The following is a 12,483-nucleotide window of genomic DNA, read 5'->3' on the forward strand; positions in this document are numbered from 1 at the left end:
AAGAAGGTGGAAAAACCACCATCTTTTTACTTATTCAAATATGGAAGCAAGTAGCCATAGCCAGCTTCCTCCATTTCATCCTTAGCGATAAAACGTAAGGATGCAGAATTGATACAGTAACGGAGACCACCTAGTTCACGAGGGCCATCTGTAAAGACATGTCCCAAGTGAGCATTCCCTGAACGTGACCGAACTTCGATACGCTCCATACCATGACTCAAGTCCTGGTAGTAATGAATGAGTTCCTTGGAAATAGGACGGCTAAAGCTTGGCCAACCACAGCCTGAGGCAAACTTATCCTTAGTAAAGAAGAGGGGCTCACCAGTCGTGATATCGACATAAATTCCTTCCTCAAAAGTTTGGTCATAAGCATTGCTAAAAGGAGCTTCCGTTGCTGCTTCTTGCGTTACTCTATAGGACTCTTCAGACAGTTGTTCTCGTAAAACTGCCTGACTCGGTTTTTCGTAGTTTGCAGCATCTATCAGTGGTTTCTCAGCATCCCTCACATCAATGTGGCAATAACCACCAGGATTTTTCTTGAGATAGTCTTGGTGATAGTCTTCAGCCAAGATGTAGTGACGTAGTTTCTCCACTTCCACTGCTATTTTACGACCGATGAGGAGTTCTTGTTCGCGAACTACTGTATTGATCGTCGGTAGATCAGCTTCTTCTAGGTAATAAATCCCTGTGCGGTACTGACGACCACGGTCATTTCCTTGTTGGTTAACAGATAGAGGATCAATGACTCGAAAATAATAGAGTAAAATCTCACGAAGCGATACCACCTTTTCATCGTAGACGACTTGCACTGTCTCTGCGTGATCTGTTTCTTTGATTAATTGATAATTGGTAGTTTCAACTTGACCATTGGCATAACCAACACTTGTTTGCAGCACTCCAGAAATACGTGAAAAGTATTCTTCCAAGCCCCAAAAGCAACCACCTGCTAAATATATTTCTGCCATTTCAAATCCTCCTTGACCGTCCAGCGGTCGCTAAACACGGGAAACATTTCATACTCTTCGAAAATCTCTTCAAACCACGTCAACTTCGACTTGCCGTAGATATAGGTAACTGACATCGTCAGTCTTATCTACAACCTCAAAGCAGTGCTTTGAGCAACCTGCGGCTCGCTTTCTAGTTTGCTCTTTGATTTTCATTGAGTATCAATTCCCATGTTTCATTTTCAAAAAAAGGACAGGAAGCCCTCTAATAGAGAGTTTCCCCATCCTATTGCTAAATTTATTTTGCTTCGACGCGAACGCCTTGTGTATCTACTTGCAAATCATGAAGCTTGCCTTTGAAAGGTTGCTTTTCAAGCTCAGCCTTAATCTTAGGCATCTTGTCAGGATCAGCCAAGACCATAACAGTTGGGCCAGCACCAGACAAGTAGGTCGCATAAGCACCATTTCTCTTGGCAACTTTCTTGATCGTCGCAAATTCTCTCACCAATTCTTGACGGTAACGCTCGTGGAAAAGATCACTCTCAATAGCTTGTCCTGCTTTGACCATGTCTCCAGTCAGCAGGGCTGCAATAGCCACATTGGCGATAGAACTTGCTGCAACAGCTTCTTTATAAGAAAGTTTCTTAGGCAAGACACCACGACTATCTCGAGTACGCAATTCATAATTTGGAATGTAGGCTAGAAAGGCACACTCTGGAAAAGGCGCCACAACTGCTGAAACCTGACCTTCTACCGAGCTGGCAATAACCAGATTTCCATAGATAGCAGGTGCAACATTATCAGGATGTCCTTCAATCTTAGTCGCCAATTGCAACTTATCGTGATCCGTTAATTTTAGGTTCCCTAATTGATTTGCCAGCTCAATTCCTGCAACGATGACTGAACTAGAAGAACCCAGTCCACGCGCAAGTGGAATATCACTAATCATCTTCAGACGTCTTGGTTGTAGGTCTGGAACAATTTGTAGAGCAATCTTCAGCAAAAGATTACGTTCATCACGTGGAATCCATTTGCCTAATTGGTGCTCAATCATCCATTCTTCACGTTCCTCACAAACCTGAATTTCTAGATACTTAGTTACAGCTACACCAACCGAGTCAAAGCCAGGACCCACATTGGCACTTGTAGCAGGTACAATAATCTTCATCTTAGTCTCCTAAAACCTTGAAGGTATTGAGAAGTTCAAACTCAGATACACCCTTCAAAGCTGCTGTAATATTTTCAAGTTGCGCCTTGTTGATTTTATGAGTGATGATGACAATACGAGCCTTGCCTTCTTGCTTGCCATCTTGTAGGATTTGCTTGAAGGAAATATCTTCTGCGTTAAAGAGTTCAGCCAATTTCAAGACTTGACCTTTTGAGTCTGGAGCCAAGATTGAGAAATAGTAGTTGGCTTTGACATCTTCTGGATTAGCCAAGACCACTGGACGGCTGTATTCATTAAAGGCTTTTCCAATTGTTCCATCATTCAAACGACGAACGATACGGGCAATATCAGCCACAACACTTGTTGCAGTTGGTTTTTGACCTGCACCTGGTCCATAGTACATAGACTCGCCAATACCGATAGACTCCACAAAGACAGCATTCATTACACCGTTAACACTTGCAAGTGGGTGTTCTTTAGGAAGGAAGGTTGGCGTAACTTCAGCAGCAATACCAGAAGCCGTTTCTTCGATAGAACCAACTAATTTCACAACATAACCAAGCTCTTGAGCTACTGCTACATCTTCTGGAGTGATGTTGCGAATTCCTTGGTGGCCTACATCTTCAAACTTGACATTCATTCCAAAGGCGAACTGACTGAGGATGACCATCTTGTAGGCTGCATCAATCCCGTCAACATCATTGGTAGGGTCGCTTTCAGCAAAGCCAAGTCGTTGGGCTTCTGCCAAAGCATCTTCATAAGACCAGCCTTCTGTTACCATTTTGGTCATCATAAAGTTAGATGTTCCGTTCACAACACCAAGAACACGTGTGATTTTGTCTGATGCTAGTGAGTTAACCAAAGTACGAAGGATTGGGATTCCTCCTGCAACAGCTGCTTCATAGTAGAGGGCAACATTGTGAGCTTTGGCAATCTCAAGCAATTCTGCACCATGGACTGCCAAAAGATCCTTGTTAGCAGTCACGACGTGTTTCCCTGCTTCTAAAGCACGAGTGATAAATGTTTTAGCAGGTTCGATACGCCCCATCAACTCAACAACGATCGTGATGTCTTTGTCTGACAAGATTTCATCGATGTTTGTTACAAAATTAAAATCATTTCCTGCTTCAAGCAAGCGGGCTTTCTCTTGTTCGTCTTTGACCAAAACTTTAGCTACTTCAATTTCTGACTGGGCTGCTTGAACAATTTTTTCTCTATTTTCCTTTAGCAAGAATGGCACACCACTTGCTACTGTACCAAATCCAAGTAAAGCAATCTTAACTGACATGTTTGTCTCCTCGAAATTTTCTAATAGTCCTATTATACCAAAATTGTGAGAAAATTCCTACCATTCTAAACTAAAAATAGGAGCACCAAATCACAAAAAAAGGGCTGGGACAAAAGTCCTAGCCTCTCATTTGTCTATGGATTGTCGAGCAAGACGCAGTGGTTGAGTGGGCTCCACTACGCTGATTTCATCAGCTTTTACAGCCCTACTCAACTGTGCGGAGGTGGGACGACGAAATCGAATTCTAACGAATTACCGATTTCTGTCCCACTCTCTCTATTTTACAAAAGCCAATTCCTTGTCACTAGACAAGTCTTCTCGATAATTGAAACCCGCAAAGTTAAGCTTTTTAATCTCTTCAACCGAAGTTACCTGACCTTCCATCAAGGCTGTCAAAAAGGCTCCTCGGGATTTTTTAGAAATGGTTGAGTGGATTTTTAGTTTTCCATCTCGCTCTTCCATAAACTTGAAGGTCACCATTTTCTCACGGATTTCTTTAGGAAAGACAGTTTCAAACTCTGAAGACAAGAGTGAAAAGATTAAATCCTGGTCTTTCATTGATTCCTCATAAGCTACCTGCCAATGACTTTTCAAGCTTTTTCCAGCGACTTTGAGTTTCATCAAAAAGTCCAGTCTGTGAGGTGCAATCGGTTCAAAGGCTAGAATCACACCATAGAGAGCTGACGTTATCATGAGGTGTTTCTCCAGATAGGTTTGCTCCTCCTTGGTGAGATCGTCCCGTTTGATGTTGCGATACATGAGTCCATCAAAGAGGTGCAAGGCTGGATAGTTTGTCGCGGTTCCATTTTTCAAGGCCTGGATATGGTCGTACTCCTCTTGCGCTTTTTCGGCGGATATTTTGTAAAAACTCTCCAGCTCTTGGGCAGAATATCTGGCCAATTCATCCAGCACTTCCTGACTTTCAGGACGCAAGGGTTTAGCCTCTAAACTAGGGATTTCGGTATTCATTTCTTTTGCGGTTGGGATTAGAATTTTCATAGTGTTAGTGTAGCATATTTTTTTAGGACTACCAAGGATTTGCACCTAAAAACCTCGGTGAATCCCGAGGCTTCTTTCCTTATTTTGGCAATCCTAACCAGATTGCAAAGAGAACTAGTGCTGTCCCAAGGCAGCTTGTCAAGATAGATGAAAGAGTAACCTTTTTCTCCTTTAGATGAGAAAATCCTATCTTCAAAGCGAAAAGACCAAGCAACATCGAACCAATCATCAGATAAAATCCCATTTGACTGTCCTCCATTTATTATTCTTTCTTTCATTATCACAAATTTCAAACAAGAGTGCAAGAAAAACGAGGCTTTACTTAGTTTGAAGGATTTGAGCCTAAATAATACGACCTTCTAAATGATCCAATTCATGCTGACAAATCTGAGCAGGAAATCCTGCCAAGGTAATGGTTTGCTCTTGCCAATGGAAATCTCTGTAGCTTACTGTAATCTTCTCATACCTAGTTGTCGGTCTTACACCTGTCAAAGACAAACAACCTTCCTCTGTCTCGTATGGTCCTTCAAAAGATTGGAGAACTGGATTAAACATAACCATAGGAATCATTCCGATATTAAAAATAATGACGCATTTTTGTACCCCAATCATATTGGCCGCTAGTCCAACACAGCTTTCTCGGTTAGCCAATAGGGTATCCTGCAAATCCTTTGCTAGGGGTAAATCTTCCTGACTAGCAGGCTGGGATACCTGCGACAAAAACAAGATATCTTTTACAATTTTCTTTTCCAAGATTCTTTCCTCCATCTTTTTCTCAACTTGATTATAGCATAAAATCTATCTCTGTTTACCATATATAAAAACAAAAAAGCCATCCAAAGATGACTTTTCAATGTTTAAATAGCGTTTTTATCTTTTCCAAGTGCTCGTTGAACTGCTTTGACAATTTCAACAAGGACTACAATCATAAGTGCTCCTACAGCGACCACCATCCATTGAGTCAAGCTCAAGTTTGAAACGTGGAAGAGATTATTAAATCCAGGAACCAAAATCGTCACCACAAAGAGGACAAAGGCAACTGGGATTGACCAGTTAAAGGTCTTGTTCTTGAAGAGTCCAACTGTAAAGATTGATTGGTATACAGACTTAACGTTAAAGGCATGGAGCAATTGGATCAAACCAAGAGTTGCAAAAGCCATTGTAAGGGCATCTGCGTGGATTTCACTTTGAACTTGATGCTCTGGGAAGAGAATAGCCCAGCCATAAACACCTAAAACGAGCATGGTTTGGAAGATCCCTTGATAAAGGATAGCTCCGAATACACCACCATCAAAGAAGTTAGACTTACGCCCACGAGGTTTGTGGGTCATGACACCTGGTTCAGCTGGTTCCACCCCAAGAGCGATGGCTGGTAGCGTATCTGTTACCAGGTTAATCCATAGCAAATGCACTGGTTGAAGCACATCCCAACCTAACAAGGTTGCAAAGAAGATGGTGAAAACTTCAGCCATATTGGCAGACAAGAGGTATTGGATTGATTTTTGGATATTTGAGAAGACCTTACGTCCTTCTTCAACCGCTACGATAATGGTTGCAAAGTTATCATCGGCAAGGACCATATCAGAAGCTCCCTTAGAAACTTCTGTACCTGTAATCCCCATACCGATACCAATGTCAGCTGTCTTAAGTGAAGGCGCATCGTTGACTCCATCACCTGTCATGGCAACAACCTTGCCTTCATTTTGCCAAGCTTTAACGATACGAACCTTGTGCTCAGGTGATACACGAGCATAAACAGAGTATTGCTTGAAGACTTTTTGGAATTCTTCATCAGTGAGTTCATTCAACTCAGCACCCGTGAAGACATGATCTTCTGTATCATTTGGATCAATGATTCCAAGACGTTTAGCGATAGCTTCCGCTGTATCTTGGTGGTCACCTGTGATCATGATTGGTCGGATACCTGCTTCCTTAGCGACACGTACAGCTTCGGCAGCTTCTGGGCGCTCAGGGTCAATCATTCCGACCAAACCAGAGAAAATAAGGTCAGATTCAACAATTTCAGATTCCAAGGTTGGAATTTCGTTACTTGTCTTGTAAGCCATCATCAAGACACGAAGGGCTTGTTTAGCCAAGTCTTTGTTGGTTACAAGGATAGCTTGTTTATCTTCTTCTGTGATGGGGCGAACTTCCCCATTGACTTCGATACGAGTCACACGCTTGAGCAATTGGTCAGGTGCACCCTTGACAGCGATAAAGTAAGAACCGTCAGATTCCTTATGGATAGTCGACATAAGCTTACGGTCTGAGTCAAATGGTAATTCAGCAACACGTGGCTCATCCTTCAAGACTTCACGAACATCAAAGTTGTGGTCCAAACCAAACTGTACAAGAGCAGTTTCAGTAGGGTCACCGATCAATTTGCCAGATGGATCCACCTTGGTATCATTGGCAAAGTTCATGATACGGAGGGTATTATTGTTAGCAGCAATTTCAGATGCCGAACTTTGCAATTGACCATTGGTATAAACTTTTTCAACCGTCATTTGGTTCATAGTCAAGGTACCTGTTTTATCAGATGCGATGATTTCTGTTGAACCAAGAGTTTCAACCGCTGGCAATTTGCGGACAATCGAATTACGTTTTGCAAGGGTTGTAGTTCCCAAAGATAGAACGATAGTTACAATGGCAGGAAGCCCTTCTGGAATAGCCGCTACTGCAAGGGCAACCGCCACCATCAAGCCTTCTAATGGATGTTCACCACGAACAAAGACTCCAACCAAGAAGGTAATCACTGCAATCACAATGATTAAGTAAGTCAAGGCCTTAGATAATTGTTCCAGGCTTTGCTTCAATGGTGTCTCTGTCTCGTCGGCATTAGCCAACATATCTGCAATCTTACCAACTTCTGTATACATACCAGTGTTAGTCACAACACCAATACCACGACCGTAAGTTACGTTTGAGTTTTGGTAACCCATGTTAACACGATCCCCGATACCAGCATCTGCTTCAACAAGTTCTGTCACATCTTTTTCAACTGGGACAGACTCCCCTGTAAGAGCAGCTTCTTCGATTTTAAGAGACGCCGCTTCAAGCAAACGCATATCGGCAGGCACGACATCTCCCGCTTCTAGCAAGACGATGTCCCCAGGCACCAATTCTTTTGAGTCAATTTCAATAACATGACCATCACGACGAACACGAGCCATCGGGCTAGACATATTTTTCAGAGCTTCAATGGCTGCTTCTGCTTGCCCTTCTTGGTAAACCCCAAAGGCAGCATTCAAGACAACAACGGCCAAGATGATAATGGCATCCGTTAGACCGTCCATTCCTTCTGTAATCACAGAAAGTGCCGCTGCCGCAAGCAAGATGATAATCATCAAATCCTTAAATTGATCAAGGAATTTAGCTAGTAGGCTACGTTTCTCTCCCTCTTCCAACTCATTACGACCATAAGTCGCTAGGCGTTCTTGAGCTTGAGCCGTTGACAAACCTTCGATAGATGAGTCCAAGTTCTTTAGGACTTCTTCTGAGGCTTGTGTGTAAAACAAGTCTTTATTTTGTTCTTTTGACAAAACAGTCTCCTCCTTTTTGGCCTCTTTTTACAAAAAAAGAGACCTGTTTTTTAAAAAAACAAGTCTCGCTGTTTAATATAGTGCCGGAAATAATTCGTAATGACGACACTATCGCGGTTAACCGCCAGCTACTCCCTTGAGTAGTTCTATTATATCAGAATTTCAAAAGTTTTCAAGTTTTGAGGTGTATTTAACTTACTTCCCACATTTGAATTTTCCTTAGAAAACCAGTATAATGAAAGAATACTAAAATGCTAGAAGGGGAGTTAGATGAATCAATCGGTTTCAAACTTAAAATTAGCTGAGCGTGGTGCCATTATCAGCATCTTGACCTATCTATTCTTGTCTGCAGCTAAGCTAGCGACCGGACACCTCCTCCATTCATCCAGTTTGGTGGCAGATGGTTTTAACAACGTTTCAGATATCGTTGGAAACGTGGCCCTTCTCATCGGGATTCGTTTGGCTCGCCAACCGGCAGATAGAGATCATCGCTTCGGCCACTGGAAAATAGAGGATTTGGCAAGTCTCATCACTTCCATCATCATGTTTTACGTTGGCTTTGATGTTCTACGTGACACCATTCAAAAGATACTCAGCCGAGAACAAACGGTCATTGACCCACTTGGTGCGACTCTGGGAGTCATCTCTGCTATCATCATGTTTGCCGTTTATCTCTACAATACCCATCTGAGTAAGCAAGCTAAATCAAAGGCCCTCAAGGCAGCCGCTAAGGATAATTTATCAGATGCGGTAACATCTCTTGGAACTTCTATTGCTATCCTGGCTAGTAGCTTCAACTATCCAATCGTGGATAAGTTGGTCGCTATTATCATTACCTTCTTTATTCTTAAAACTGCTTATGATATCTTTATCGAGTCATCCTTCAGCCTTTCTGATGGTTTTGATGAACACTTGCTAGAAGATTACCAAAAGGCTATCATGGAAATTCCTAAGATTAGCAAGGTCAAATCTCAAAGGGGTCGTACCTACGGAAGCAATATTTATCTGGACATCACACTTGAAATGAACCCAGATCTGTCTGTTTTTGAAAGTCACGAAATTGCGGACCAGGTCGAATCCATGTTATCAGAACGCTTTGGTGTCTTTGATACAGACATTCATATCGAACCAGCACCAATCCCTGAGGATGAAATCCTAGATAATGTCTATAAAAAATTGCTCATGAGAGAGCAACTGATTGACCAAGGAAATCAACTGGAGGAATTACTTGCAGAAGACTTCATTTATATCCGCCAGGACGGACAAGAACTGGACAAAGATGCCTATAAGTCTGAAAAAGAATTAACCTCTGCTATCAAGGAGCTTCATCTAACTTCTATCAGTCAAAAGACTAAACTCATCCGCTACCAAGTCGGTGATACCATTCATACCAGTATCTGGCGCCGCCACGAAACTTGGCAAAATATTTTCCATCAGGAAACCAAAATAGAAAAAGACTAAAGCAAAACTCCCAACTTTCTCAGTTGGGAATTTTTTATATTCTTATTTTGCAACGCTCTTAGCAAGAACGAAGTTTCCTAGTGTAGCTGAACCATTGCCAGCAACAGCTGGAGTCACGATATAGTCACGTACATCTGGAACTGGTAGGTAGCCATTGAGTAGGGCTGTGAATTTCTCACGTACGCGGTCAAGCATATGTTGTTGAGCCATAACCCCACCACCAAAGACGATGACATCTGGACGGAAAGTTACAGTCGCATTCACTGCAGCTTGAGCAATGTAGTAGGCTTGAACATCCCAGACAGAGTTGTTGAGTTCAATGTTTTCCCCACGAACACCTGTACGAGCTTCCAAACTTGGACCAGCTGCATAACCTTCCAAACATCCATTATGGAAAGGACAAACACCTTTAAATTCTTTTTCAATGTCCATTGGGTGTCTAGCCACATAATAATGACCCATCTCAGGGTGACCAACACCGCCAATAAACCCGCCACGTTGGATAACACCTGCACCGATACCTGTACCGATTGTGTAATAAACCAAGTTTTCAATACGACCGCCGGCATTATTACGAGCAACCACTTCACCGTATGCAGAACTGTTTACGTCTGTTGTGAAGTACATTGGCACGTTTAGAGCGCGACGAAGAGCACCAAGCAAGTCTACATTTGCCCAGTTAGGTTTTGGAGTTGTTGTGATAAAGCCGTAAGTTTTTGAGTTTTTATCGATATCAATTGGACCAAATGAACCAATGGCAAGTCCTGCAAGATTGTCGAATTTTGAGAAGAACTCTATAGTTTTATCGATTGTTTCAATAGGTGTTGTTGTAGGAAATTGTACCTTTTCTACAACGTTATAGTTTTCATCTCCGACAGCACAGACAAATTTTGTACCGCCCGCTTCCAAACTTCCGTATAGTTTTGTCATGATAAACCTCTTGTATTTATTTTCTCTATTATAGCATATTTCCAGACTGAAAATTGCTCAATATTTTAGATTTTCCTCTGTAAATTTTACCATTCAATCAAAAACGAACAAACATGACATTTGTTCGTTTTTTGATTTATTAAGCTTTAACTTCAATGACTGCGTCACCCTTAGCAACTGATCCAGAAGCAACTGGATTTACTGAAGCAAAGTCTGCAGTGTTTGTTACGATAACCATAGTAGTGTTATCAAGTCCTGCAGCAGCAATCTTAGCTGAGTCAAATGTTCCAAGAACATCTCCAGCTTTAACCTTGTCACCTTGAGCAACTTTATGGTTGAAGCCTTCACCGTTCATTGAAACAGTATCGATACCAACGTGAATTAAGATTTCAGCACCGTTAGCTGTTCTCAATCCATAAGCATGGCCAGTTGGGAAGACGATTGTCACTTCAGCATCAGCTGGTGCATAGACAACATCTTGACTAGGTTTCACGGCGATTCCTTGTCCCATAGCTCCGCTTGAGAATACTGGGTCATTCACATTTGAAAGAGCAACAACGTCACCAACGATTGGTGTTTGGATTGTTTCGTCTTGAAGAGTTGCTGGTACTTCTTCATTTACCACTGTAGTTTCTTCAGAAACTGTTTCTTCAACAACTTCTGTTTCTTCTTTGTAACCAAAAGCATATGTCAAACCGAAACCAAGGGCAGTTGTAACTAAGACCATAAAGACATACTTAAGGAGTTGACCGTTGATATAGAGAAGTGTTCCAGGAATGATCGTAATACCAAAGCTAGTACCTGCCAAACCTAGAATGTTTGCTAACCAACCACCAGCAGCACCGGCGATAAGCCCCATGATAAACGGTTTACCATAGCGAAGATTGATACCAAAAATAGCTGGTTCAGTGATACCAAGTCCAGCAGAAAGTGCAGCTGGGAAGGCAAGAGCTTTAATTTTGGGATTCTTTGTTTTTACACCAACAGCAAGCGTTGCTCCAAGTTGAGCAGTCATAGCTGCTGTAATAATAGCATTAAGAGGATCTGAACCTGTAGAAGTAACAAGGTTAGCCTCCAAGAGATTGAAGATATGGTGAACACCTGTAACAACGATGACCTGATGAACACCACCAAGGATTAATCCACCTAGACCCATTGGAAGACTGAGCAACCAAACAGTAGCGACTTTGACATAGCTTTCAACTTCGTGGAATACAGGTCCAATGACAAACAAGGCCAAAATAGACATTACTAAGAAAGTCAAGAATGGTACAAGGAGTAAATCTAATACATCTGGAATACGCTTACGGAGCCACTTTTCTAGTTTAGCACCAGTCAGACCAACGAAGAAGGCTGGTAAAACTGAGTTTTGATAGCCGACAACTTTGATAAAACCAAAGAAGAGGATTGGTTGAGCGTCACCAGAGGCCACAGCCCAGGCATTTGGTAAGGATGAGTTTACCATCATCAATCCTAGAACCAAACCAAGCAATGGATTTCCACCGAAGACTCGAAAGGCTGACCAACAGATTAAGGCTGGGAAGAAGGCAAAAGCTGTATCTGTCAAAACAACTGAATAGGTATAGAAGTTTGTTGCTTTAAAAGCTTCTGCAGTTGTTCCAAACAAAGCCAAAACTTGATCTTGAACAATAGCCCCACGAATTCCCATAAACAAACCAGTAGCAACGATTGCTGGCAAAAGAGGTACAAAGACGTCACCGAAAGTACGGATGGCACGTTGGAACCAATTTCCTTGTTTTGCAGCTTCTGCTTTCATTTCAGATTTTGTAGAAGTTGGCAAACCAAGAGCTACGACTTCATCGTACATCTTGTTTACTGTACCAGTACCAAAGATGATTTGGTATTGACCTGAGTTAAAGAAAGCACCTTGAACTTTTTCCAAGTTCTCGATAGCATCCTTATTGATTTTCGCTTCATCTTTTACCATAACACGGAGGCGAGTCGCACAGTGAGCTACACTGTTGACGTTCTCACGTCCACCCAAGGCTTCGATGACTTTTTTTGCAATTTCTGTATTGGTCATTTGCAAAAATCTCCTTATAAAAAAATTTGTTCTTGTTTGAAAGCGATTTTACTCGCCCTACGAGTATTATTTTATCATCTTTCAAAAATATGTCAAGCGTTTTGCAG

10 protein-coding genes are annotated in these 12,483 nt (G+C 42.0%); 1 reads left to right on the top strand and 9 read right to left on the bottom strand.

Annotated elements, in window-relative coordinates:
• Nucleotides 1–26 precede the first annotated feature (26 nt).
• The 7 genes from msrB to I1J71_RS05400 form a co-directional block, all read right to left on the bottom strand.
• A complete protein-coding gene (gene msrB / locus I1J71_RS05370; RefSeq protein WP_195183995.1) occupies nucleotides 27–965 on the bottom strand; it encodes a peptide-methionine (R)-S-oxide reductase MsrB in 939 nt (312 codons plus the stop codon).
• A 277-nt stretch (nucleotides 966–1,242) separates the two neighbouring features.
• Nucleotides 1,243–2,112 (bottom strand): homoserine kinase, encoded by an 870-nt coding sequence (thrB, locus tag I1J71_RS05375; RefSeq protein WP_195183996.1) that lies wholly within the window; start codon nucleotides 2,110–2,112, stop codon nucleotides 1,243–1,245.
• Nucleotide 2,113: 1 nt separating this feature from the next.
• Nucleotides 2,114–3,400 (bottom strand): homoserine dehydrogenase, encoded by a 1,287-nt coding sequence (locus tag I1J71_RS05380; protein ID WP_195183997.1) that lies wholly within the window; start codon nucleotides 3,398–3,400, stop codon nucleotides 2,114–2,116.
• Nucleotides 3,401–3,676: 276 nt separating this feature from the next.
• Complete coding sequence (gene yaaA / locus I1J71_RS05385) at nucleotides 3,677–4,399, bottom strand: peroxide stress protein YaaA (RefSeq protein ID WP_195183998.1); 723 nt, start codon at nucleotides 4,397–4,399, stop codon at nucleotides 3,677–3,679.
• Nucleotides 4,400–4,478: 79 nt separating this feature from the next.
• Entirely contained in the window at nucleotides 4,479–4,643 is a 165-nt protein-coding gene (locus I1J71_RS05390) for a DUF3953 domain-containing protein (protein WP_060956070.1), read from the bottom strand.
• A gap of 98 nt (nucleotides 4,644–4,741) precedes the next feature.
• Nucleotides 4,742–5,152 (bottom strand): peptide deformylase, encoded by a 411-nt coding sequence (locus I1J71_RS05395; RefSeq protein ID WP_195183999.1) that lies wholly within the window; start codon nucleotides 5,150–5,152, stop codon nucleotides 4,742–4,744.
• A gap of 104 nt (nucleotides 5,153–5,256) precedes the next feature.
• On the bottom strand, nucleotides 5,257–7,941 hold the full coding sequence (locus I1J71_RS05400) for a cation-translocating P-type ATPase (protein WP_195184000.1): 2,685 nt from the start codon (nucleotides 7,939–7,941) through the stop codon (nucleotides 5,257–5,259).
• Nucleotides 7,942–8,211: 270 nt separating this feature from the next.
• Between I1J71_RS05400 and I1J71_RS05405 the strand changes: the two genes are divergently transcribed.
• Nucleotides 8,212–9,402 (top strand): cation diffusion facilitator family transporter, encoded by a 1,191-nt coding sequence (locus tag I1J71_RS05405; RefSeq protein WP_195184001.1) that lies wholly within the window; start codon nucleotides 8,212–8,214, stop codon nucleotides 9,400–9,402.
• Nucleotides 9,403–9,444: 42 nt separating this feature from the next.
• Here the strand turns inward: I1J71_RS05405 and scrK are convergent, their stop codons facing one another.
• Both scrK and I1J71_RS05415 read right to left on the bottom strand, forming a co-directional pair.
• Nucleotides 9,445–10,332 (bottom strand): fructokinase ScrK, encoded by an 888-nt coding sequence (gene scrK / locus I1J71_RS05410; RefSeq protein ID WP_036759224.1) that lies wholly within the window; start codon nucleotides 10,330–10,332, stop codon nucleotides 9,445–9,447.
• 139 nt (nucleotides 10,333–10,471) lie between these two features.
• Nucleotides 10,472–12,376, bottom strand: coding sequence for a sucrose-specific PTS transporter subunit IIBC (locus tag I1J71_RS05415; protein ID WP_195184002.1), 1,905 nt, complete (start codon nucleotides 12,374–12,376; stop codon nucleotides 10,472–10,474).
• Between the last annotated feature and the right edge of the window lie 107 nt (nucleotides 12,377–12,483).

It is taken from the genome of Streptococcus infantis (genome assembly GCF_015546995.1).
Lineage (GTDB): Bacteria > Bacillota > Bacilli > Lactobacillales > Streptococcaceae > Streptococcus > Streptococcus infantis_J.